This window comes from Hahella ganghwensis DSM 17046 (assembly GCF_000376785.1).
Lineage (GTDB): Bacteria > Pseudomonadota > Gammaproteobacteria > Pseudomonadales > Oleiphilaceae > Hahella > Hahella ganghwensis.
On sequence record NZ_AQXX01000089.1, the window covers coordinates 22,742 to 46,405 of the forward strand.

Consider the following 23,664-nt stretch of genomic DNA (forward strand, 5'->3'; position numbering starts at 1 on the left):
TGGCGGTTGTAGCGTTGTTCGAGGTTCAAGGTTCAGGGTTCATCGCTATCGTTTGACGGTCCGGGGCTCGGATGGTTTCACCCTGGGCCGGTATATGTGTGCCTGGTTCTGGTCATAGAGGTAGGAATCGCTGAACGCATCCGTATTCAATACCCGGCCTACCAATATCAATGAAGTGCGAGTGAATTTTTTGGCCCGCACTTTCTCTACAATGTCACCGAGTGTGCCCGTTACTTTGTCCTGATCAGGCCAGGAAGTGCGATAGCAAACCGCCACCGGGCAGTCCTCACCGTAATGGGGAATCAGTTCCTCAACAACTTTATGGATGCGAGTAACCCCCAGGTGTATTGCCAGTGTTGCACCGCTTCTGGCCAGTTCCGGGAGACGCTCACGTTCTGGAAACGGCGTCTTGCCTTCAAATCGGGTCATGATGATGGTTTGAGAAACCCCTGACAGGGTCAGTTCTTTCCCCAGCCATGCAGCAGATGCTGAGGTAGCGGTAACACCGGGGATGACTTCATAGTCGATGCCAAGAGACTCCAGCCGCCGGATCTGCTCGCCGATCGCACCGTAGACCGAGGGGTCGCCAGAGTGTACTCGTGCCACATCCTGGCCCTGTTCACATGCGTTCTGTATATGTTCGATTATCTCCTCAAGATCCAGAGAGGCGGTATCAATAATTTGTTTAGCGCGGCCTTCAGCTATTTCGAGAATTTCTCTGGGCACCAATGAACCTGCATAAAGAACCACCGGACATTGCGCGATGAGCCGCTGCCCTTTGACAGTGATCAACTCCGGATCTCCCGGGCCGGCGCCGATGAAATAGACTTTCATGCCGACTCCTTGTGTTGTGTGGGAGACCACAATTTTCTATAGCCTCGGGGGGTGTATACCCATTCTTTCGTTCCGTTGATAATGTGCCTGGATTCGCTGTTGCCAACAGACACCAGCGTAAACATGTCTACGTCGCCTGCATCGAGTTCTGCCAGGGTGATAATGGCAATCGATTCGTCTTCCCGGGTCAGCTGGCGGCCGATGAATACCGGCGTTTCTGAAGGCCGGTGTTTAAGCAGAATGTCCCTGGCATGGTTTAACTGCCAGTGACGCTTTTTGGATACCGGGTTGTAGAAAGAAATGACAAAATCACCGGCTCCCGCATGTTCGATACGGTTAACGATGGTGTCCCATGGCGTCAGGAGATCGGACAGTGAAATCGTACAGAAATCATGCCCCAAAAGAGCTCCCACCCGGCCGGCTCCCGCCTGCATGGCCGAGATTCCGGGAATCACTTCTATTTCCACATTCAGCCATTCCGGATGATGCTCCAGACCCTGTAACTGCTGATCCAGCAACTCGAACACCAACGTTGCCATGGCGTAGATACCGATATCACCGCTGGAGATCAGTGACACCGTCTTTCCCGAGGCGGCCAGATCAAGGGCCAACCGAGCTCTGCCGGTTTCCTCGCCAAGGGGAAGGTCATGGTGGGATTTACCGGAACATATCGCCCCCAACAGATTAAGATAAAGACCATAGGCCACCAGATCAGTGGATGATTCAATGGCCTTACGGGCTTTTGGGGTGACCAGTTCAGGATCACCGGGACCTGACCCGATAACGAATAATTTACCCATTTTTCAATTCAGCATTTAGTTTGTGTTTAAAGGAGTTTTGTTTGTCGGCAGAAGAGTTTTGTTCGATAGGCGCAGGTGGATAGCTTCTGGCAATGGCACAGGTGGCTCTCCGGCTCTTTTGTTTGTTCAGAACCAGCTCAGCCTGTTCTCCTGTCGCGTTTCCGGCGGCATATAACGCGGCGGATTCCGCCACTCCATAAACCCCCACCGTGTTATAAACATACTCAGATCGGGTGCTTAATAACCCCTCCATGGTACTCAAGCTGGCCTTACTCCAGGTATGAAAGGGTCTATCCAGGTTTTCTGCCAGAGCGATTAATCCCTGCTCATCGGCCTTGATATCGATACTGTTGATCGACTGGATCTGGGTGATTGAGAGTCCTGCATCGTCCAGGCAGTGCTGCAGCAATTCCTGGAGTTCATCCTTGGAACAATCGCGTTCGCACCCCATCCCGACGGTATATATCGGGTCCAGATAGCGGCTGGCGGTTGTGACCACAAGCTGCGCCTCAAGCAACTGAGCGATTTCCTTTCCCCACTGGTTGGCGCCTCCCTCATGACCGGAAAGCAACGGAATAACGAATTGTCCTGCTTCATCCAATACCAATACCGGGGGATCTTCCTGTTTCGATCGGATCACCGGCGCCAGAGTTCTGACGACAATGCCAGTGGCACAAATCAGAATCAGTCGATCCCCGTTAGTGAATGCCTGTTGTACCCGCTCGGTAAAGGGCTGTGGTTTGTACCAAAGCTCACTGCCAGTCAGTTGCGACGTCAGGAAGTTACCCAACTTTCTGCCAGCTTCCGTTAACGCCAGGACACGAATCACCCGAGATCCTCCGTTCGACGTTGTGGCGTAATTACAAACAGCGAAAAATAGGGGCCAGCCTGTCCCGGAGCTTCCCGGTCCAGCGTGGTGACATCGTTCACAATGCGTTCGTTGTCGCGACCGATATACTCCAGGTAGGACGCCTGCGCCAGTCGTCCGCTCTCCGCCAATAATTTGAGAATGCGCTGGCGGGACTTCCCGGCTTTCATGATCACAACGCTGTCATAGCTGCCGAGTGTGTTTAGAATCGAGGCATCAGAATGCCGCCCGCTGATCACAGAATAAGACTCTTTCAGTAATGTGAGAGGCAGGCTGAGTGCGGCGGATGCCGCCTGAGGTGACGATATTCCCGGCACCACCATACATCGGCAATCCGATTGCAGGCGATTCAGCAGGTAAGCAAACGACCCAAAAAACAGCGGATCCCCCTCACAAAGAAACACCACGGTTAGTCCGGCAGACACATGCTCTCTGATCAATATTGCCGCCTCATCATAGACGGCGTTCGCAATTCGCCGGTCTTCGCACATAGGCAGCTCTATCGGCATTTCGGTTTGCGAGGGATCGGCCTCTTTCAGGACCTGAGCCGCAATCTGTCGGGCCTGGGAATGACCTTGATCATTGCACAGATAAGCCACCACATCGGCTTCCCTGATCAATCGCGCAGCTTTCAGCGTTAACAATTCCGGATCGCCCGGGCCGACCCCAACACCGTAAAAACATCCTGTCTCTGACTTCGAATTGTTCATACCTATCCCCTTCCTGCCCTGTCCCTTCCTGCTACGAACACATCTGAGATTTCTTCATAGCGTTCCTGGCCGTCTATCGATGTCTCGTCCGGAAGTTGGGCGGTAGATTGCTTATCCGGTGAATTGGCGAGCCGCTTGATAAAGCGGAACAAGGTGACAGGCAAAACCGGACGGTAGATCAACTGATCAGACAGGAAGCCCCCTTTACTGACAGCGATCTGACAGGTCTCAGGTTTAGCGTCTGCTGCCAGATTCCGCTGCGTCAGAAACGTCATAAACTGATGTCGGGTGTTTTCAGTCACTGCTGAGGCCACCAATACCCCACCTGGAGGAAGCATTTCCCAGGTCTGAGCCAAAAGTTCAGGCAGTCGCCCGTCACTGCCGCCAATAAACACTTTGTTCGGATGTGAAAGCCCTTCCAGTATTTCTGGCGCCCGCCCCGGCTGGACGCTCAGGTTACTGACGACTCCAAAGCGGCGCCGGTTTTTTTCCAGGTGTTTCAGTCGTTCAGTATGTTGCTCAATCGCAATGACCTGACAACACTCATTCCAATAAGCAAGCTCAATCGCCACCGAACCACAGCCGGCTCCAATGTCCCAGATAACGTCATCATTGGACGGCTGCAGCAGGGACAGGATATTGAGCCGGACCTCTCTTTTGGTGATCATTCCCTTTCCTGGTTCGGTCCCTGTCTCAAAATGGTCATCGGGGATACCGGGGAATTCCGGTAGCACCCCACCATCACCACGGGTTTCTATGACCGTGATATGCAAGGGGTCGAATAATTGAACTGATTGGGCGAGCTCTGACGCATCAAAGTGGCTCAGCCTCTGATTTTCATAGCCCATGGATTCGCATACGACGAGTTTGGACTGCTCAAACCCGGCAGCCACGCATTCCCTCGCCAGTACTTGTGGCGTACTGTATTTGTCAGTGAGCACCACCAATGTATGGCGATGTTTGAGAACCGTCCGGATACGCTCCATGGGGCGTCCATGGAGGCTAATTACTTCTACATCCTGAAGAGAAAGACCGAGGGCATGACAGGCTGCCTGGATGCTGGACACGGCAGGATAGAAAAACAACTGCTCCGGCGGAATATGGCGACTCAGCCATCTCCCAATGCCGTAATACAAGGGATCGCCGGAAGCCAGTATCACAGTGTGGCCTCTGTTCGACTCCTGGCTGAGCGCTGATTCCAGATACAAAGCCAACTCTGACAGCGGGGGCAGCTCCAGGGTCTGTTGCTGCTGCAGAAGCGTTTCCACCACCTTGAGCTGGCGGGCGGAGCCAATCACCCGATCGGCGTTCTCTAGAGCCTGCAGCGCTTTCTGGCTGAGCTCCGGTGTTTCCGTCACGCCAAGTCCGATCACATGGATTGAGTTCAATACCACTCTCCTTTCAGGCAGCGCAGTAGCGCGTTGCAGGTGGCAGAAGACACAGCACTTCCACCCTGGCGCCCTAACAGCGTGATGCATTCAACTCCGAGTGAGTAGTGGAGGTCCCATAAAGCCTGTTTGGACTCTGCTGCCCCGACAAAGCCCACCGGCATACCGATGATCAGTGCGGGTCTGGGACTCCCAGATTCCAACATTTCAAGTAAGCGAAATAATGCCGTGGGCGCGTTCCCGATGATCACAACACTGTTTTCAAGTAATGGAGGCCAGAGTTTAAGCGCTGCCATGGAGCGCGTTTCCTGCTTCTGCGCAGCCAGTGCCGGTACTCTTGGATCATTGAGAAAGCAGAACGGTTCAGATGCCAGCATTCGTTTAGTGAGCCCCTGCTTTACCATTTCGGCGTCGCAGAGTATCGGGCAACATTCAGACAATGCTTCCAGCCCCCTTTCGCAAGCCTTGGCACTGAAGCGTACCTGCGAGGCCACTTCCGGCATTCCGATACTGTGAACGATCCGCATTACGACTTGCGCCTGCGCCGGAGTCAGTCCGTTGAGGTCTGTCAGCGCCCGAATTTGCCTGAAGCTTTCCTGCTCGATCTGTTGGGGACTGGTTTCGTAGTCGAATGTCATCTGATCAGCTTATTTTTCTTCAATAGAGACGGTTTTTAGCCAGAACCTATTGTGGTTCTTTGCTGCGTTCATGCTCGATCTTATCGTGACCCTGATCATGGCCGTGATCATGGTGGTGATGATGGTGATGGTGATGATGACCGTGATCAGCATCGGTGCCGATACCCTGCACATGATGGTGATGGCTTTCCTGGGGACGACCCACTTTGTGTTCAGCGCCGACGATCTGCACCCGGTACTGACACAGCTGGCAGTTCATATTCGGGTTGCCCGCCTCAATTTCCCCCAGCTTTTCCACGAAAGTATCGATCACCTTGGCGTGGTCGTTCAGATAGGAAGCTTTTACCACCGCCACTTCTGGATGCGCCTCCGCGTATTCATCCACCCAGGCGTAGATCTTCTTGACCAGTCTTCCGGTAAACAGGAAATACGGAAACACAATGACTTGTTTGAAACCCAGTCCGTGGGCACGCTCCAGACAGTCCGGTACCAATGGGGTCGTCACTCCGCTGTAACAGGTTGTCGCCCAACCAAAGCCCATGCCTTCTTCAAGAAACCGGGTAATCTTACAAATATTGGAGTTGGCGTCTGCGTCTGAGGCGCCTCTGCCGACCACGACCAACAAAGTATCCTTGCGCTGGTAGCCAGATCCCACCTGAGCTTTCAGTTCTTCCTCTGCCTGTTCTATACGCGCCTGGGCGGCCTGGAGCATTTTGGGGTTTACTCCCAGCTCAGCGCCATAATCTATCTTGATTCCATACTCCAATTGAAGCGCATTCAGTTCACTGGGGATGTCGTTTTTGGCATGCCCGCCAGCCATTAACATACCGGGAATGGCCTGGATGTGAGTGGCGCCTTTGGATACCAGATTTTCCACCCCCTGGGCGATAATCGGACGCACGAATTCAAGGAACCCGGTCTCCACCAGTCGATCAGGGAAACGTTCCCGGAAGTGTTCCGCCAACTGATAAAATTCTTCCACGGCTTCGACGTCGCGGGACCCATGCCCTACGAACAAAATCGCAGGTTTATCGGGTGAAGTTGTCATGACTAGACCTCTACTCTCTATTTGTCACTGCTCTGGAAAATCGACCTGTAGCGCTCAGCGTCTTAAACTGCTCGAGCACAAAGGATTCCATGGCAGCAATATTGTTAAACTCATCATCAACCGGAGTCAGCTCCGGCCGTTCCAGCATGTATACCGGGATGTTCAGTTCCCGCGCGGCCTGCAATTTGGCAACCGTGGCATCGCCCCCACTGTTCTTGCTGATGACGGCATCAATGCCATGTTGACGCATCAGGTTCCGTTCATTCGCCACTTCAAACGGGCCGATGGCTTTGACCCATTCCATATCACCGGGTAAGGGAAACCTGGGCTCTACTGCCGTTCGCAACAACTGTCGCTGTCCCTGCTGCTGGTATTCAGCCAGCCTCTCCAGAATGCCCTGATCCGGCTGCCCGGCTGTCAGAAAAAGCGACTTTTTGGTACTAACCGAATCCAACAATTCAAACCAGTCCGAAAAACGGCTCCAGTTGTCTTCTTTCTGTGGCCGCCAGGCCGGACGCTGAAAGCGCCAGTAAGGTATGCCCGTGAAAGCCGCGCTTTCCCTCGCCGTTTCGCTCATTTTCCTGGCGTAAGGATGAGTTACATCCAAAATGGCACTGATATTCTGCTCACAAAGGAAACGGTCCAAACCTCCCACCTGGGTATAGCCACCACTGAACACCTCACAAGAGACGTTAGGGGTTCTGACCAAACCTGCAATGCTGTAAATAAGTTGAACTCCCTGTCTGCTGAGGCTTTCGGCCAGTCGCCTTCCATCTGCCGTTCCGCCCAGTAGCAAAAGAGTGCCTTTCATCCTTGCAACCCCTCAAACGCACTCCCAACAAATCGGCCCTTCCGGTCCACTGCCCAGACTTCGAGTTCTACATCCAGGGGAACCATACTTCTTGCCTTGGCAAGCGCCTGTCGACAAACCTCATCCGCAAGAGGTATCTCTTTGCTAACACAAAGTTTCAGCACTTCTATGGTGGTGTTGGCCTGTAAAACCTGATGAATCAGGTCATTATCAGCGCCCAGGTTTCCAGCCATTTCTGCCAGTTGCTTAAAATCAATCGACGAGGCTCGGCTGTGCAGGTCCAGATGGCCGTTAGCCAGCTTGGTCATCTTGCCGAAGCCGCCACAGAGACTGACTTTTTTGATCCTGACCCGGCGGAGATATTTCAATACCGCACCGGCAAAATCCCCCATCTCGATGAGAGCCATATCCGTCAGGCCGTAAAGGTCTCGTATGGCTGCCTCACTACTGCTGCCAGTGGTGGCGGCAATATGGTCAATACCGTTGGCATGGGCCACATCGATCCCCTGATGAATCGAGGCAATATAGGCAGAGCAAGAAAACGGCCTGACTATGCCAGTCGTTCCCAATATGGACAGTCCTCCTACGATTCCCAGACGTGGGTTCATGGTTTTCAGGGCCAGTTCATGCCCGTTTTCCACACCGACAGCCACTTCAAAACCGCCCAGGTAGCCAAACTGCTCAGCTGCCTGTTCAAGATGATCCCGGATCATTTGACGGGGAACCGGATTAATAGACGGCTCCCCTACCCCCAGACTCAGCCCGTCCCGGGTGACAGTACCAACGCCTTCGGCGGCTTTAAACATCACTCCGGGTTGCGACCGCAGACGTAAACGAACGAAGACCCTGGCGCCGTGAGTCACGTCCGGATCGTCGCCGGCATTCTTAATCGTTGACGCCATCACTTGCTGTTCGTCAACTCGCTGAAGGTCACTGATTTGCAACCTAACGAGTTTCCCCCGAGGTAACTTCACGGAGACTTCTTGTGGTAAATCCCGCTGTGGTAAATCCCGCTCTTTCAGATCAGAACAGGCATGAGCATTATTGCCATTCAGCAGACGCTGGGCGGCGGCAACGCAACAAGCCGTCGCACAAGTGCCAGTGGTCAAACCGGTCCTCAGCTTTTGAGGCTGCTCACTACTTTCCGGCCACATCGGGGACACCTGACTGCAACATCAATCAAACAACCTGACTCAGCCAATAGCTGCCAAGCACCACGGAGACAGAAGCAATCAGATATTGGTTCCAGCGAAACCAGCGCTCGCTGAAACGCTGGAGTTTAAGCTGGACCGTCCCAAGCCCAAGACCGAAGCACAACATGGACAGCAGAACGCCAAGGGAAAAGACCAGGATATAAGCCACGGCAATCACTAACTGGCCCTGTGTAATCACGGGTACCAATGCCAATGCCGAGGCACTGCCCGCAAGACCATGCAGCATACCCACCATTAATGGCGCCCTTGGCTTCCCGGTCTGCCCGCGTGTTTTTAGTAATCGGTTTTTTTCCAATTCAGAGCCTTCACCCGACCGCGAGCGATAGCGCCAGAAACACATTATCCCGATAGCGATGAGCAGAATTCCCACACTTGCTTCCGCTGAAATCTGTAACGCCTCAGGTAAACGAAACCCCAGTCCGAACAACAGCAGACCGCAGGCCAATAACACACCGCCATGCCCAAGAGCCCAGCTGGCGCAATACAGCAGCGTGCGGCGAATACCGGTTTTTTCACTGCTGAGTGCAGAAACGGCCATAACATGATCCGGGTCCAGTGCATGGACAAATCCCAAAGAAAATCCTGCACCGATCAGTGCGATAGAACTAGACAACACAACTTATCTCCTGATCCCCTGAAATGGTCGCTTTTCGGTAAAACAGGGCGGCCACCGCCTCAGGGTTGGATGGAAAGAAAAGGTGGAGATAGGTCGCCGTAAGGCCCTGTAATCGAAAGATGGGCTCTCCAGGGGCAGAATGACGCTGCCGGCGACCATACCCGATAGGCTCCGGGGTATCAAAACTACGTGAACGGTGATGAGCATGGGCCTGGACTTCACCTTCCGGGAGCACAGCGGTCTGCATTCCCTGGCACCCTCTTTTTCCACGCATCATGCCTTTACCGGGAATCAGTCCCAGCATGTTAAAGGTGTTTTCATCCAGGTCCGTCAGAGTTTCCAGGCAATACAGGAAGCCACCACATTCCGCCAGAATAGGACGCTGCTGAATGAAGTGTTGCCTGATCGCCTCTTTCATAGGCTCATTGGCAGAAAGCACTTCGGCATAAAGTTCCGGATAACCCCCGGGCAACCAGATTGCATCAACCGATCCTGGCTCGCTGTCATGCAGTGGGGAAAAGAATTCAAATTGGGCGCCAAGCTCATTGAGCAGGCGCAGATTTGCAGCATAGATAAAACTGAACGCCTCATCTTTGGCAATCCCCACACGCAGGCCCTGTAGCGGTCTACCTAAACCTCCTTCCCTTGCTGCAACCGGTGCTTGAAAAAGCACACCCTTTGTTTCGTTTGTCTTACCTGGTCGACTGTTCTCACTTGACCCATTTTTCTCATCGAGCCCTATTTTTTTAATTAGGCCTGTATCCAATGAGGTTTTAAGCGCAAACAACTCTGAAGCCTCAATCCCCCCGGCAGCCAGCGCCTTGGCTCCGGCTTCAAATCGTTCCTCCAGCTCTTGCCTGACTTCACTGGCCTGTACCAACCCGAGGTGTCTTTCCGGTAACGCCAGCTCCGGATTTCTTGGCATTGTGGCAATAAGAGGAAGCGATTCCGGTAAGTTATCCCGAATCAATTGAGCATGGCGCTCTGATCCGCAGTGATTGGCGATCACCCCGACCAGGTTAATGTCCTGGCGAAACCCGGCCAAACCCGCTGCAATAGCAGCCGCTGTCTGGGCCATCCCCTTTACATCCATCACCAGTATGACCGGAATGCCGAAACAAGCCGCTAAATCGGCACTGGAAGGTTCTCCATCAAAAATCCCCATAGCACCTTCGACAAGAATCAGGTCCGCGTCTTGTGCTGCCTGGTGTAAGGCCTGACGACAGTAGTCCTCACCGGCCATCCAAAGATCAAGTTGTTCTACCGGGTGACCTGATGCCTGCTCCAGTATTTGGGGGTCCAGATAATCCGGGCCGGTCTTGAAGACTCTCACCCTGATCCCCTGATTGCGCAGATAACGGGCAAGCGCGGCAGTGACCGTCGTTTTACCCTGGCCAGAGGCTGGAGCCGCCAGAAAGTATGCTGGACAACAAACTGATGTCTCAACCTGATCCGGGATTGCAACCGACATTAGAATTCGATTCCTGCCTGGGCTTTGACACCGAGCCGGAAGGCGTGACGCTCCTCCTGCACGACACTGATAGTGTCTCCGATGTCCAGTAGCGGCCGCGCCATAGTGCGGCCGGTAATGATAACATTCTGCATGGGCGGCCTTTGTTTAAGCGCCTCCACCACCGGCTCTACATCCAGGTAGCCATATTTGAACATGTAACTCATTTCATCGAAGACCAGCATGTCGTAGCTTTCGTCGGCGAGTAGCTTTTTGGCAAGCTCCCAGGCCTTTTGGGCGGCTGCGATATCCTGTTCCCGATCCTGGGTTTCCCAGGTAAATCCGTGCCCCATGACGTGCCAGTCGACTTGCGGGTGGTCCTTAAAGAACAGATGTTCACCGGTTTCAGTTCGCCCTTTGATAAATTGGATCACCGCACAGCGCTTGCCGTGGCCGACTGACCTGAGCATAGTGCCAAAGGCAGAACTGCTCTTACCCTTGCCATTTCCTTTCAGAAGAATCAGGATGCCGCGCTCTTCTGACGCCTGGGCAATCTTGGCATCCATCACGGCTTTTTTGGCCGCCATTTTCTGTCGATGCTTGTCTTCGGTCATTAATCCTGAGACTCCTCTGTTTGATCCCGCGATAAAATGAATGATTGTCTATCAGGCCGGTCCAGTACCTGCTGCGTTATTGATGCCGGTCAAAGTCAGATAAACGGCACCAAGTTGCTCGGCAAGGGCTGCCGCTCTTCCCCGTTTCACCCTTGACTGTTCAATATCAATCACCGTGCATTCCCCAGGCAAAGCAATATCTGTAATCGTTTGTCGGGTAAGACCATCGGTCAGTAGATAAGTGAATAATTGAATATCGGGTTCCTGCTTAGAAAGTTTCTTCAGATAAGCATGGGCTTTCAGTAATACGTCCCGCACCGGCGTTCCTCCACCGGCCTCCAGACTGTTCATCAGATGACGTATATCCTTCGGTGATCTCATTTGTCTGGCGAGCAGGTTCTGTACCTGCTCATTACCAAACCCGATAATCTGCAACTGGTGTCGTTCCAGATATGCCTGTTCAGCGATGCGGGAAACAATTCCCTTGGCTTTACCAAAGTGACTGTTTCTCAAAGTGGACGCCGAAGCATCCAGTAACACAAGGTGCAATACCGGACACCCACTCCGGCCCTTTTTGAAGCTGATTTTTTCCGGCGGCCAGTTCGCTCCGTTTGTCAGCAGGGTCCGAAACCAGTCGGGAAGACTCTTTTTCTGTCTTTTGGCATTGCCCGTTCCGGCTCTGGTACCGGCGAGCCGTCGCGCATTGGGTGACTTGATCGATAAATGAGACCTGTTATATCCAGTCGACTGGCTTGATGTCGGTGCAGATGTGCTGAGAAAATCGCCCGCTTTTTCATTATCCATCTCCTGAGACTGGGGCGGCATCGCTCCCCACTGTCCAGCCTCAGCTTCTACCTGCTCAGTGTCGGAATCCGCTGTATTCGGTTCTGCAGCAATGGACTCATTCTGGTTAATTGAGGTAGGCGGTCTGGAGAATGGTGGACGCGGGTTTTCAGGTGGCCTGGGAGGTTGCCGGCTTCTTCTGCGATGCGCCAGTACTAGCGACTCAACCGCATCGATGTCCTCAAGGGATACAAAATCATTCTGGCGCCAGGCGGCATTCGCCACGGCTGCCCGATACCACACGATATCCGCCCGCAGACCATCGACACAGGCAGCCTCACAACGGCGGGCTATCTCGACTCTCAGTTCATCGCTACAATGAACTTTTCCCAGGTGTTCTCTGGCGCGAAGGATATTTTCCCTGAGGGTCTTCTGCTCACGATGATATGACTCGCAGAAATCGGCGGGATTCTGGTCGAAGGCTTCACGTCTACGGACGATTTCGATTCGCTCTTCAAGGTTGTATTGACTGTCCAGTTCAACCATCAAACCGAAACGGTCACTGAGTTGTGGGCGCAACTCTCCTTCATCCGGATTCATCGTACCCACCAGCAAAAAATCGGATGCATGGGAATGACTGATGCCGTCCCGTTCGACCCGATTGACCCCACTGGCCGCAACATCCAATAAAAGATCGACCAACGGGTCCGCCAGCAGATTAACCTCATCCACATACAGAACCCCCTTATGGGCCTTGGCCAGTATACCGGGGTTGAACATAACTTCCCGTTCGTGGAGCACTTGCTGCAGATTCATGGTACCGGTGACCATTTCTTCGGTTGCCCCGAGAGGCAGCGTGACGAATGCCGGCTGATCAGGCAAAACATCTGCCAGCCCCCGGGCCAGGGTCGATTTGGCACACCCCCGTGGACCGCTGATAAGAACACCACCAATTCTGGGATTAACGGCGGCCAGGATCAGTGCTCGTTTAAAGGGCGCTTGTCCGGCCACTGCCGAAAACGGGTAATCAGGCACTTGCGGCGACATTGTTATTGGAGTCTTTCAATACCCGGCGATTCAGAACCCAGGCACTCAACAATCCCAATGCTACCCAGAAAAGCAGATTGGCCAAGCTACTGGCGATAATGAAGTCGTGATGCAGACCACTCAGCGCCTCCACGGCCCCGGCATCAGGATGAGAAAACTCCGGTCCATCGTTATGTGGTGCACCGATGATAAACGGCACTACAATCGCAACCAGTCCCAGTGCTTTCCATTTGATGGGGGTAAATGCGAGAACCGCCAATCCGACGCCTGTCGCTATAACGGTCAATATCCACCATTCCTGACGAAATGACAGAGGCGCAGCTTCAATGCCAGGGATCTCCGGCGGTAAACCGATACCGGGGGCAGCGAAAAAAGCCAGGAATCCGGCCACTCCCCAATACAGTCCTTTCACTGGGTTGATCCTGGTGATTCCCAAGCTTTGGAACTGTGCCATCAGGGCCAGTAATACCGCGGCGAATCCGATGCTGGCCATGATATTGGAGACCAGTGTATAAGAGGTCCGCTCAGCGCCATCTTCCGGAGCCCAGGCATCTTCGCCATGGCTGTGCCCATGGGAGCTGGAGTGATGATCGTTCTCATGAGAGTGGCTTTCAGCACCATGATGATTCTCAGTTGACACCTGGTGACTTTGACTGGAATGAACTGAATCGCCAGTTGCTTCCTGAGAGTGGGCTGCCAATTGCGATGAATCTGCCACAGGTGCGCCCTCTGGTAATTCATATTCCTCCGCAGCGAAAATAATGGGGGCAACTCCCACCATCTGGGCCGCTGACAGAAACAATCCCGCCAGCAAACCCACAAAAAGGGCGTTTAAAATAATTCTCCGAAATATCATTGTTGTCTGTTTCCCAATGCTCTTTATCGTGTTCCTCCGACATTGCCCTGGCACAGGACGATAAGACCTGTTGCCGCATAACACTTCAGTTACGGTGGCAATACCGGCTTTAGGCAGAATGACGCCCCACAGGCACCTGGCCTGAAGTAATCAAGCTGTAATCTGGAGTATCAGTGGCAGGGAAATGCCAATGAGTGACGGGTATCATGGGCAGCGTTATGGGCCGCATCCATTGGCAGAAAGCCAACGGCATACAGAATCACTGCACCAAAGATCAAAGCACTGGAAGTTTGTAGAAATGTGGAGGATACAGGCCGGGAGACGGACTGCGCCCTGGAGACTGATTGTGTCGACATACTGATTACCTCTGGCACCCACCGTACCTGCTAAGTAGAGATGAACAATACAGGCCGGTCTTCGGGCTCAAAGAGGGTTACAGCCTTCGTTTACACCTTCCCGGCCATCTCAGTCCTGAGAGCCAGTGGCATTCGTAAACTACTCTTTTTTACCGATGCGGGGGCAGCGATGGAATCCGCCAGATGGCTTACCATACTTCCCGATTATCCCATGACATCAGGGCACCTGTTCGTGAGCGAATAATGCTAAAGGCAATGGAATGTATTATCAAGCAAAAAGCGGCGAAGCTGGCAAAAGGTACTAGGAGCTGCAAAGGAGGCCAGGATAATTCAAGAGCGATCGAATGCTCTCTGAATGACCTCACCGGATAAGGCATCTTGCTGATTCTATAGATTTCTGAAGCCGTATTGATTGGTGTCCACCTTTCCTGTAGAAGAAATAATGACAACCTGTCCTCCAATCCTCTGAAGGTCAGCGTTAAGGGTTCCTTGGAATATTCTTTGGCGAAACGCCAGGTATGGGGTACACACTTCCGACTCTAAAAACTGATAGAGACCAGGCAAAGTAAACACCAGAAGACAGCCTTTCTCCCCCAGATTCACATCACCATTGAAGCCTTCAATTCTTTGAATAATGCTAGACTCCGCCTGCAGAATTTGTCTGAATAAATTCAGAATCAGCTCATTTACGTCACCTGCATTCATTTTTCTTCTCTGACCTGGGCGATTATTTTCGCTCCTTTCTAATTACAGTTTTTTAAGTCTTCCACTTTGCTTGCCAGCACCATAGACCAGAGCCATGCAGGTTATCCAACAAGCTCCATCCACTCAACATCAAGGCAGCACTGACCACATTGCGTTTTTCCGACGTTACCTTGCAACTATTAATGATAGCTAACCACCATTTAATGACAATTAACCACCATTTCGCCATCGTTTCAAAGTAGAGATCATCAGTTGAGTTTGCGCCGTTCGTTAGCTAACATCCAGCCATCATTGGTTATGAGAAATCCCTCTTTGGGTGGTCCTGAGGACCCTGGCATGTCATGCAAATATCACTAAGGTCACGGTATATTTTGGTACTCCTTATCATCTCGCTTCTGGTGATGATATGTTCCCGTGGCGTTCTGGCAGCCGAGCAATATTTACACAGCAACTCGCCGAATCTGGATCTCGACACTTTCGTTCAGTTCCACGACCATTCTCACTCCCCAGTACTTGATCATTTTCACGGCGGTCCAACGACAATAACAGACCAGGACCATTTGTTGCTGCATCTACTGGAATCAATGGAAAACCAGTCTTCACTGTCACTCAATCCCCCCCTGCCCAGCCTGGTACCGGGACAGGTTGCAGTGTCACCAACTCTATCCCCATTAACACCACTCCCCTACACCCTCTATCGACCGCCGAAGTTCTCTCGTATTTCCTGATCTTAAACAAAATACGCAAAAGCAGTGCCGGAGTTCTGGCACCTGTTTGTATGTATTCATTTTTTGTATTCGGAGAATCACCGGATGTTATTGATCGCAACTTCTTTGCGAAAGAGAACCGGCGCCGAGGATGTGCGCCTGCTTCTCATTATCGCCGCATCAGGATTGACTTTTGCCCTGAGTCTGCTGTTGCTTGGCTGGTCAACACTGGCCACGGCTCACGGCGTTGCCGAGGGCGACGCGCTGTTCATCGAGCAGGCCGCAGGCGTTCAACTGATGCCATTTATCTATCTGGGCGCCAAACACATGGTGACAGGGTACGACCACCTGTTGTTTCTGGTGGGGGTAATTTTCTTCCTCTACCGGATGAAGGACATAGGCATCTACGTCACCCTGTTTGCCGTAGGGCACAGCGTCACCCTGCTTTATGGTGTGCTCAGCGGAGCCCATGTTAATCCCTATATCGTGGACGCCATTATCGGTTTATCCGTGGTCTATAAGGCACTGGATAACCTGGGGGCGTTCCGTCGATGGTTCGGGGTTCAGCCAAATGCCAAAGCAGCCGTACTTATTTTCGGATTTTTCCATGGCCTTGGTCTGGCGACCAAGCTTCAGGATTTTACCCTATCCGAAGAGGGGCTGATCGCGAATATTCTGGCATTCAATGTCGGAGTGGAAGTGGGTCAACTGGTTGCCCTCGGCGCCATTTTAATCGCCATGAATTATTGGCGCCGGTCAGCGTCATTTGTCCGACAGGCGTACGCGGCCAACGTGTTACTGATGACTGCAGGGTTTATGCTGATGGGCTACCAGATCACTGGCTACTTAACTATTTCCTGAGGAGAGTCTAATGCAGGATATATCGAATATGGACCGGGAGGGACTACCTTCCAGCAAGAGCTTACTGAAAGCCACCGGCCTGGCGTTGATCCTCGGAACCGCATTGCTGATCACCACCGTGCTTCCTGCCGAGTACGGTATTGATCCGACAGGCCTGGGAGAAAAACTGGGGTTAATGATGCTGAATTCAGCGGCAGCAGCACCGGTGAAAGAAGTGGCTACAGCCCCGCCGCCCAAGCTTAATCTTGCCGCAGGCCTGAGTCCTGTCTGGAAAGGCAAGAACGCCCATCGGACGGACACATTGTCAGTCACACTGGAGCCTGGACAAGGAGCGGAAATTAAAGCTCGTATGTTGACCGGTGAACGATTTGTCTTTACCTGGATGGCAGAAGGTCCCGTCAACTTCGACATGCACGGTGAAGAAATCAACGCTGGTGAAGAATTTACCAGTTATTGGCTGGGACGTCACCAGACTGATGCCAGTGGATCATTTGAGGCCCCTTTTGACGGCACCCATGGCTGGTACTGGCACAACGGTGGCTCAAAAACGGTCAAGGTCCAGGTAACGACGAGCGGTTTCTATGAAGCCCTTTACCTTCCGTGACTTTCTTCCATGACAGTAAAAATCGCGTTGTCAGCGACCGGTCTAAGGCCAGCAACAACCTTTCCTTATCGACCCAAATACTAAACAAGGATTTCTTATTATGATGATTGCGCGTTTTATCATAGCAACCCTTTTTGCTCTGACTCTGGCGAGCCCTGTCAGCGCCCATTCTGATCACGGTGCTGCAGCACCTATTACAGAAGCTCAAGCCTCGGAACAGGCAGATGCTGTAAAACAATACCTGGTGGACAATCAGCAGGTCGAAGCTTCCTGGAATGAAGCGGGCAATGGCGCTGTCAGCTTGAAAGAGGTTGAAGCCGGGAAACTTTGGGTGGTGCAATATAACAACCCGGCAGCAAGCGATCCGGCCGCCAGATCTCTATACGTGATCATTGATGAACTCGGCAATGTTCTGGCCGCAAACCACACGGGCGAAATTTAGGGTTTCGGCATTAAAGCATAGCCTTAAACAGCGGGCATCCGGTGATGTCCCGCTGTATTTCAGGACGCCTCTATGGCCTGTTTATAGTCATGAGTTCATACAAACGATTGACCAGATCCTGATAGGTAATATTGCAATCGTTTCTCAACTGCTCCTTACGCCAGTCGTTAAGCCAGTACCACTGCCCGGATTTAGCTTTGGCATCCGGATCAATTTTGGCAATCTCCTCTTTCAAAAAAGATTTGGTCTCTTTATCGCTGACATAATTGACGACCAGCGCATCTGGCCGCAACATATCTCTGCTTCCCTTCTGGGCTCGGTTTGGAGCACTCCTGGGTAAATCTCCGACATTGTCTCCAGACAACACAGCCTTGATATGCTGTTCAACTTCATTCTTTCTCAGAAAGCCGACTTTCAAACCGAGCGTTTTGGCGAAGTCTTTTAGTTCATTGGCATAAAAATAGCTCTGTTCAAACTGCTCCAGAGACATATCTTTGTGAAGCTTCGTCAAGTGACCTTTCTTATGATGTTCTTACGATCGATTTTCCAGCATTTGATCTTTTAAATGACTGGCATTGAGTATTCATTCCGTCAAAGTCAACAATATATCTGCATACCAGGTACAGTTCAGGCCCAGAAATTCATCCTGCTCAACATCTCTTGTTTGCATGTCCATTCTGCCGGAATGTATGCCCAGTAATAGCCATGGAATATCGGCAGCCTTGCCTTTCAGATCATTTACCCGCATAGCGACTGGTGCACCACTTGATCCCCGGTGCATACGCCCATCGGTGAGAAAGTATCCCTTCCCCTGAAACCTTAAGCCGTAGGAAGAAGCCACTATTGCATGGCGCACCACCGGAAAGTGGTGCAAAGTATCATGAAACCCAAGCGGAAATCCGACCACTGCCAGAGGGCTGCCAACCGGTACCTGGTCCTGACTATACTGCAGATGTTCTTCCGTGAAGGCCTTGTATACGGCGGATTCCGGAAGTGAGTTGCGGTCAATTTCAATCACCGCCACATCAACATCGCCACCGCCATCTTCTCCCTGCACCCATATAGCCTTTCCTTCTTTATAAAGCAGTATTGAGAATCCGATACACTGGACCAGATTATCGGCTTCTGTATGCAGCTCGATCGATATCCTGTCAGGATGATGATGACTCTCTTCATCAATTAAGACATGACGACTGGTGACAAGATATAGCCTTTTATGCCTTTCAAAAAAGAAGCCACTCGCATTCGAAATTAGTGTGTCCTGGTTGTAGGTGTATACACAGGTGGCGGTCAGCAGAATATTATCAATCATAGAATCTTCCTGTGGGCATTTTCATAGAGATATCCAGGCTTCCATGAAAAGAATCTGAATGCGTATGGCTGGCAGAATTGCGGTTGCCCGGACTGTGTTTGGCAATTTCTGATGGGCAAATTCATAAAAAAGCCAACTGACACAGCCTGACGTGGTTCAAACTGTATCAGTTGGTGCGGAAGAGCTTCAATTAATTATCGGATTCCCCCTTGATAATCACTCATGCCGTTACCTGTTAATCCCATTGAAACTACCACCGTTGTTGAGCCAGAGGGCCACATCTGTAGCGAAACCCTGCGCGGCATCGTGGTAGAGAAGATTCGGGAGGGAGTCGCTGCCAATGGCACCCGCTCGAAATTTTTGTTGCATGTATTCCCATAGGACACCGTTGGCGGAGGCCGCCATGCGCAGAATGGGAACACCGATACCCGCGCCGCAGGCAACGGCCTGCTCGGTATTCTGAGTCAGTGTCCAGGACAGAAGAAACAGGTCTCCTCCATGACTTTCCGGATTAGCAAGTTTCTGCAATTGGTCACTGACCATGGCATTCAAGTCTGAAGTATCGGAATAGTGATCGAACACAGTGAGGTCTGCGGTATCTGACGTCGGATAATCCAGATAGCTGTAGATTCCTTTGCCGGCATATTTCTGGTGCAGTGCGCTACTGAGATTGTCAAAGACAGCAATCACCCTTCCCCCTTGGGCAGTCATAGTACTGAGCGGCGTTTCTGCCAGAGGAAGCGGTCCGGTATAGAGGTATTCATCCAGGGCTGAGATCACCTCTGTACACAGGCGGTCCATTTCCTCTTCCGTGAAACCAGCACCATCCTTGTCCCGATTCATGTAATGGGAGAACTTGAGAATCGCCAGCTCAGAGGATCGGGTCATGAATATTTTTACGTCAGCCAATGCCGTCGCCAGATCCGGCCCGTTACACCCCAGAAGAGGATCGGTATTAAAGTGGCCGGTGGACAACGTTTCTTTGTAGATCACCGGCCGCACGTCAAAGTAGCGTATGCCGCTGTTAACTGCCCAAGGTAGGAGGACGTCTGGGTCTGTGTATTGCAACTGTTGGCACCAAAGGGTCCGAGTGACGTACAGTTGTTGACCTCGTACATGGAGGCATCATGCGCCGCGGGCAAAATAACGTTCTTCAGGGTTTTCTGACCAATGACCTGGAGGCTGTTTTTCATCCAGTCGCTACGGTCGATGAACAGGGAAGCCGATGTCATCAGATCTGATCCATCCGTATGGGTTTCCACTAACTGGGTACCGTTATAAGCGATTGAAGGAATACTTCCCTGATCGCCATATTTTTCACTACCGCCACGCCATTCAATCGTGTTATTGCCCAGATTGACGCGTCCGATGCGTTTCCACAGAGTATTGAATGTCTGTGACTGGTGAACTTCTATGACCCAATAATCGTCTGTCAGTACAATAGAGGGATGAGAGCCGGAGTCATACTTTTGACTCTCTCCCCACTCGATCGTCTTACTGTCCGCATTAACTCTGCCAACGTGATACCAAAGATCTGTAGAAAGCCCTTCGGATTGATGGACCTCGACTACGACACCGTGACTGTTGATCGCCACCGAGGGTGTTTGCCCAGTGTCGTAGTTGTGGCTGCTACCCCACTCAATAGTCTTGTTGCCGGCATTGACCCTGCCGACGTGATACCACATGTTGCTGGAGATGCCGTCAGATTCATGTACCTCTACCACGGTTCCGGCTGAATTCATCGCCACCCTCGGAAACTTTCCGGTGTCGTACTTCTTACTGCCTCCCCAATTGATGGTTTTATTTGCCTGATCCAGCTGGCCAACGTGGTACCACATATTATTTGAAAGTCCATCAGACTCATGAACCTCCACCACCAGGCCATTATTATCCAACGCCACGCTGGGATAACGACCAGTATCGTACTCTCTGCTTTCTCCAAAATCCGTATACCCTCCTATCAGCTCGCCAACCTGATACCACAGCGTTTCCGTGACCTGCGATTGGTGTACATCGATGACAAACTCACTCTTGTTCGTAGCAATACTGGGATAGATACCTTTCCCATAAGTCTGGGAAAATCCAATGGCGACATTTCTCATTTGCGTGCTTCCTGACAACGGTTAATGATGCGTATGTTGTTGAAGAGTTTTGAACGTCAATAAAATGCGGGATACAGTCCTGTCACGGATAATGATTCAACAGGATAGTCAAACGGTCAGACTGAGGATCACAACTTTCGTAACCAAGGATGGGGAATTCAGAGGCCGGAGCAGTTGGAGATAACTGGCAGAACGAAAAATAGGTGCACCAGAGCCGTTCTCTGGCATGATAGTGATAAGAGTGCAACTGATTCCTTCCAGAGTGGCGCATGACAGTCCTCTTCCTTATTCCTTTCCGTGGCATGAACTGCAATGACGGACTTCTTACCATAAGTCGTATCTACAGGTTTAGATCAAATCAGCCCGCTTCGCAACCTGACTGGACCACCTTTTTAACGAATATTGAAAGATTAATTTGTGTCGGCTCTTAAGCAACAAATAAACGTTTTCAAAATGATGTTTCTTGAGTTCATCTCCCGAAATCCGGATTTCAAGCTATATTGCATAAAGGGGGACGTGAATGCCTGGTCACAGGTCAGTCTATGGTTGAGCCATCACACTTTAGTCCGGTTGAGTCGATTTACCGCATAAGAAACAACATGAATCACATCAAGACAGTTCTGATCACAGTATTACTCTCAGCCGTTTCTTTTAGCTGGGCAGAAGACAGGGTAACCCCTGAAGAAACGACTTCTAACCCGGAAAGAAACCTTCATGAGGAAAAAACGTTTGACCAGCAAGAAACGGATCAAGCCAAAAAACTGATCATCGGAATCAGTTTTTCCATTCCCCCCTACGTGATCACGGAGGAAAACAGTGGCCTGGAACTTGAGATTCTGCGGGAAAGCTTTGCCGTCAAAGGTTACTCCATTTTGCCTTCCTACCTGCCTCTTGCCCGGACATTCATAAATTTTGAAGATGGTAGTCTGGATGGCGTCATCAACGTCAAAAAAGCATGGTAGATGGTTACTACAGCGATGTGGTGATCACCTTTCACAATCATGCCGTAAGCCTCAAAGACAGAGGCCTGAAGATCAAGCGTATGGAGGATCTTTCACAACTGAGTATCGTGGCATTTCAGCGTGCGACCTTTATCCTGGGCGAGGATTTCGCCCGCACCGTTCAATATAATAATGACTATAACGAAGTAGCTGACCAGTCCTTGCAGATCAAACAACTGTTCAGAAACCGAACGGATGTGATTATTCTGGAGAAGAGGATCTTTCAGTATTTTCGCAGATGGCTCTATGACCGGGCCAGTATTCTAAACGATGAGTATATCGTCAGCCGCAGCGATCTCCGGCAACCTGTGGTCTATCACAATATATTTTCGCCCTCCGAATACCGGTTTGCCTTTCTTTCAGAGCAGGTGCGGGATGACTTCAATGAGGGTTTGCGCACCATTCGGGAAAACGGTACTTACGACAGCATCATGAGCAAATATGAAGAAGACCTGAGCCTTCCCAAAGTTGAAAAGGCCCAGGATTGATCATCATAGTTTTTCTCTGATGATCTCAAATAAGGGGCTTGATTTTCTTTCGACCGGGTCCGGTTCTCCTTTCTCCATCGCATCCCAATACTTCCAATGAACCTTGTCGGTGGCACCGAGTTCATAGTCCATTTTGTCCCAGCTATCTTCCCGGAAGGCATAAAATGCCCAGTGCAGATTCAATGATTCTGCGGCACTGAGTACATCTTTCAGATATTGATCACAGCCCGGCAGCAATCTGCCACAACCAAACTCTCCCAGTACCAATCTGTTCTGTGGTACGCCGACATTGCTGGCCCATTCCGAGGGGCCGGATAGATATTTCTTGACTCGCTCGCCGTCCCAAGTTGTCCATACTGAAGACTCTGAGGCAAAAGGCAACTTACCGGGATAAGAGAGCGGCTTTTCCCGCTTCATATTGGGTCCACTGGTATAATCGTACGGTTCGTACATGTGAAAGGCATACAACAGGTTTTCATCCTCAATACCTACGGGCCAGTATGAGAAGCTGTCTGCAGCGGCATACCATCCTGCGTCCAGCATAAGCGGGACATCAGGATTCACCCCCCGGATCGTTTTTATCAGTGTCTGGTAAAACTGTCTGAGATCCCTTGAACCACCCTGATGCTTCTGATACCAGTGTTTCATCTGATCTGGTAACGCATGCTCCTCAAGGCCGCCCTTCTTTTCCGGTGCTGGTTCGTTGACCAGATTAAAAGCCGCAATGGCAGGATGCCCTCGTAATGCCGAAGCCAGGTCCCGCCAAAAGCGGTTGGCATCTGTCCAGTATTTTTTGTCAGACCAGATACGGTCGTCGAACACTCCGTTATTGTTTTGAGCCCAACGCATATAAGGCAGTGACAGGGGTGTTATGACCACCTTCAGGTTGGCTTTATGGGCACGGTCCAGAGTGGCTTTCAGGACTTTCAGGTCATCTCCTGTCAGGGCCTGATAATGGTCAGCATCACCCAATAGGAAATCCCGGTTTTGAGTTGGCCATTTATCGTATGACAGCCTGACCCAGGTTGCGCCATAGCCGGCAAGATCGTCAAAGTACTTCTGGGAGGGGGGCAAACGGTTGAAACTGTTCGCCCCATGCTGAGGACTATTCCAGAACACCATCTGTTGCGCCTGAATGGGGTAGTGACCGGGTAGCTGCGATAACCGCCAACTTTTTTTGCAGGTGATTTTTCTACGGGAAATTACGGTTTGAGGTTGGTTTGTGATGGCGAAACCGCAACTTTCTGCGTAAATGCCTCAGCAGTGGTTATCATCCAGTTCAATCAGTCGCTTGTTCATGTCTTCTGGATGCTCCCAATACACCTTTCCTTTTCTGGGTGCGATTTGAAGGGTTAAATGCTTGGCGATGTCGTCATCGTCGCAGTCAGGTGCGCCAAGCACCCATACTG

The 23,664-nt window shown here is 51.5% G+C and carries 27 protein-coding genes and 1 riboswitch; of the genes, 6 read left to right on the plus strand and 21 right to left on the minus strand.

Annotated features, from left to right (window positions below):
• Positions 1-45 precede the first annotated feature (45 nt).
• From cobM to F566_RS0107025, 16 genes are all read right to left on the minus strand, one after another.
• The gene (gene cobM / locus F566_RS0106945) at positions 46-834 is read right to left on the minus strand and encodes a precorrin-4 C(11)-methyltransferase (RefSeq protein WP_020406266.1); all 789 of its coding nucleotides are present in this window, start codon (positions 832-834) and stop codon (positions 46-48) included.
• Positions 831-1,634 carry a precorrin-3B C(17)-methyltransferase gene (gene cobJ, locus F566_RS0106950; protein WP_020406267.1) on the minus strand — a complete coding sequence of 268 codons (804 nt, stop codon included), beginning with the start codon at positions 1,632-1,634 and terminating at the stop codon, positions 831-833. The genes cobM and cobJ overlap by 4 nt, the downstream gene beginning before the upstream one ends.
• A complete protein-coding gene (locus tag F566_RS0106955) occupies positions 1,627-2,463 on the minus strand; it encodes a cobalt-precorrin 5A hydrolase (RefSeq protein WP_020406268.1) in 837 nt (278 codons plus the stop codon). Before F566_RS0106955 ends, cobJ begins: the two co-directional genes overlap by 8 nt.
• Complete coding sequence (cobI, locus tag F566_RS0106960; RefSeq protein WP_020406269.1) at positions 2,460-3,212, minus strand: precorrin-2 C(20)-methyltransferase; 753 nt, start codon at positions 3,210-3,212, stop codon at positions 2,460-2,462. The genes F566_RS0106955 and cobI overlap by 4 nt, the downstream gene beginning before the upstream one ends.
• Before the next feature lie 2 nt (positions 3,213-3,214).
• Positions 3,215-4,600, minus strand: coding sequence for a precorrin-6y C5,15-methyltransferase (decarboxylating) subunit CbiE (cbiE, locus tag F566_RS0106965; RefSeq protein WP_020406270.1), 1,386 nt, complete (start codon positions 4,598-4,600; stop codon positions 3,215-3,217).
• Positions 4,597-5,238 carry a precorrin-8X methylmutase gene (locus tag F566_RS0106970; RefSeq protein WP_020406271.1) on the minus strand — a complete coding sequence of 214 codons (642 nt, stop codon included), beginning with the start codon at positions 5,236-5,238 and terminating at the stop codon, positions 4,597-4,599. Before F566_RS0106970 ends, cbiE begins: the two co-directional genes overlap by 4 nt.
• A gap of 46 nt (positions 5,239-5,284) precedes the next feature.
• The gene (locus F566_RS0106975) at positions 5,285-6,286 is read right to left on the minus strand and encodes a sirohydrochlorin chelatase (protein ID WP_020406272.1); all 1,002 of its coding nucleotides are present in this window, start codon (positions 6,284-6,286) and stop codon (positions 5,285-5,287) included.
• 10 nt (positions 6,287-6,296) lie between these two features.
• Positions 6,297-7,097, minus strand: a complete 801-nt coding sequence (locus F566_RS0106980; protein ID WP_020406273.1) for a precorrin-6A/cobalt-precorrin-6A reductase — start codon at positions 7,095-7,097, stop codon at positions 6,297-6,299.
• Positions 7,094-8,251 (minus strand): cobalt-precorrin-5B (C(1))-methyltransferase, encoded by a 1,158-nt coding sequence (locus F566_RS0106985; RefSeq protein ID WP_020406274.1) that lies wholly within the window; start codon positions 8,249-8,251, stop codon positions 7,094-7,096. Before F566_RS0106985 ends, F566_RS0106980 begins: the two co-directional genes overlap by 4 nt.
• Before the next feature lie 25 nt (positions 8,252-8,276).
• Positions 8,277-8,927: an urease accessory protein UreH domain-containing protein gene (locus tag F566_RS0106990; protein WP_020406275.1), complete on the minus strand. Its 651-nt coding sequence runs from the start codon at positions 8,925-8,927 to the stop codon at positions 8,277-8,279.
• On the minus strand, positions 8,917-10,398 hold the full coding sequence (locus tag F566_RS0106995) for a cobyrinic acid a,c-diamide synthase CobB (RefSeq protein ID WP_020406276.1): 1,482 nt from the start codon (positions 10,396-10,398) through the stop codon (positions 8,917-8,919). Before F566_RS0106995 ends, F566_RS0106990 begins: the two co-directional genes overlap by 11 nt.
• Complete coding sequence (gene cobO, locus F566_RS0107000) at positions 10,398-10,991, minus strand: cob(I)yrinic acid a,c-diamide adenosyltransferase (protein WP_020406277.1); 594 nt, start codon at positions 10,989-10,991, stop codon at positions 10,398-10,400. The genes F566_RS0106995 and cobO overlap by 1 nt, the downstream gene beginning before the upstream one ends.
• 51 nt (positions 10,992-11,042) lie before the next feature.
• Complete coding sequence (locus F566_RS0107005; protein WP_020406278.1) at positions 11,043-12,821, minus strand: AAA family ATPase; 1,779 nt, start codon at positions 12,819-12,821, stop codon at positions 11,043-11,045.
• The gene (locus F566_RS0107010; RefSeq protein WP_020406279.1) at positions 12,802-13,677 is read right to left on the minus strand and encodes a CbtA family protein; all 876 of its coding nucleotides are present in this window, start codon (positions 13,675-13,677) and stop codon (positions 12,802-12,804) included. Before F566_RS0107010 ends, F566_RS0107005 begins: the two co-directional genes overlap by 20 nt.
• 170 nt (positions 13,678-13,847) lie before the next feature.
• Entirely contained in the window at positions 13,848-14,033 is a 186-nt protein-coding gene (locus F566_RS0107015; protein ID WP_020406280.1) for a CbtB domain-containing protein, read from the minus strand.
• Between the two features lie 35 nt (positions 14,034-14,068).
• Positions 14,069-14,277, minus strand: a riboswitch (cobalamin riboswitch).
• Positions 14,278-14,420: 143 nt separating this feature from the next.
• Positions 14,421-14,738 (minus strand): hypothetical protein, encoded by a 318-nt coding sequence (locus tag F566_RS0107025; protein WP_020406282.1) that lies wholly within the window; start codon positions 14,736-14,738, stop codon positions 14,421-14,423.
• Positions 14,739-15,079: 341 nt separating this feature from the next.
• Here F566_RS0107025 and F566_RS36825 point away from each other — a divergent pair, with 341 nt between their 5' ends.
• From F566_RS36825 to F566_RS0107045, 4 genes are all read left to right on the plus strand, one after another.
• Entirely contained in the window at positions 15,080-15,466 is a 387-nt protein-coding gene (locus tag F566_RS36825; RefSeq protein ID WP_157496696.1) for a hypothetical protein, read from the plus strand.
• Positions 15,467-15,550: 84 nt separating this feature from the next.
• On the plus strand, positions 15,551-16,306 hold the full coding sequence (locus tag F566_RS0107035; RefSeq protein WP_020406283.1) for a HupE/UreJ family protein: 756 nt from the start codon (positions 15,551-15,553) through the stop codon (positions 16,304-16,306).
• 10 nt (positions 16,307-16,316) lie between these two features.
• Positions 16,317-16,910, plus strand: coding sequence for a hypothetical protein (locus F566_RS0107040; RefSeq protein ID WP_020406284.1), 594 nt, complete (start codon positions 16,317-16,319; stop codon positions 16,908-16,910).
• A 100-nt stretch (positions 16,911-17,010) separates the two neighbouring features.
• Positions 17,011-17,352, plus strand: a complete 342-nt coding sequence (locus tag F566_RS0107045; RefSeq protein ID WP_020406285.1) for a DUF6488 family protein — start codon at positions 17,011-17,013, stop codon at positions 17,350-17,352.
• A 70-nt stretch (positions 17,353-17,422) separates the two neighbouring features.
• On the opposite strand, the gene F566_RS32180 is transcribed toward F566_RS0107045, so the two are convergent.
• The 4 genes from F566_RS32180 to F566_RS0107065 all read right to left on the minus strand — a co-directional run bounded on the left by F566_RS32180 (position 17,423) and on the right by F566_RS0107065 (position 20,766).
• Positions 17,423-17,863 (minus strand): hypothetical protein, encoded by a 441-nt coding sequence (locus F566_RS32180; RefSeq protein WP_157496697.1) that lies wholly within the window; start codon positions 17,861-17,863, stop codon positions 17,423-17,425.
• A 72-nt stretch (positions 17,864-17,935) separates the two neighbouring features.
• A complete protein-coding gene (locus tag F566_RS0107055) occupies positions 17,936-18,664 on the minus strand; it encodes a S1 family peptidase (RefSeq protein WP_020406287.1) in 729 nt (242 codons plus the stop codon).
• Between the two features lie 228 nt (positions 18,665-18,892).
• Positions 18,893-19,657 (minus strand): PI-PLC domain-containing protein, encoded by a 765-nt coding sequence (locus F566_RS0107060; protein WP_020406288.1) that lies wholly within the window; start codon positions 19,655-19,657, stop codon positions 18,893-18,895.
• Positions 19,654-20,766 (minus strand): hypothetical protein, encoded by a 1,113-nt coding sequence (locus tag F566_RS0107065; RefSeq protein ID WP_020406289.1) that lies wholly within the window; start codon positions 20,764-20,766, stop codon positions 19,654-19,656. Before F566_RS0107065 ends, F566_RS0107060 begins: the two co-directional genes overlap by 4 nt.
• A gap of 599 nt (positions 20,767-21,365) precedes the next feature.
• Between F566_RS0107065 and F566_RS35300 the strand changes: the two genes are divergently transcribed.
• Together F566_RS35300 and F566_RS34800 are read left to right on the plus strand one after the other, a co-directional pair.
• Positions 21,366-21,728 (plus strand): hypothetical protein, encoded by a 363-nt coding sequence (locus F566_RS35300; RefSeq protein ID WP_051085279.1) that lies wholly within the window; start codon positions 21,366-21,368, stop codon positions 21,726-21,728.
• Positions 21,722-22,255 carry a substrate-binding periplasmic protein gene (locus F566_RS34800; protein ID WP_051085281.1) on the plus strand — a complete coding sequence of 178 codons (534 nt, stop codon included), beginning with the start codon at positions 21,722-21,724 and terminating at the stop codon, positions 22,253-22,255. Before F566_RS35300 ends, F566_RS34800 begins: the two co-directional genes overlap by 7 nt.
• Positions 22,256-22,258: 3 nt before the next feature.
• Here F566_RS34800 and F566_RS0107075 read toward each other — a convergent pair whose 3' ends face one another.
• Positions 22,259-23,377: a glycoside hydrolase family 5 protein gene (locus F566_RS0107075; RefSeq protein ID WP_020406291.1), complete on the minus strand. Its 1,119-nt coding sequence runs from the start codon at positions 23,375-23,377 to the stop codon at positions 22,259-22,261.
• Positions 23,378-23,664: the final 287 nt, after the last annotated feature.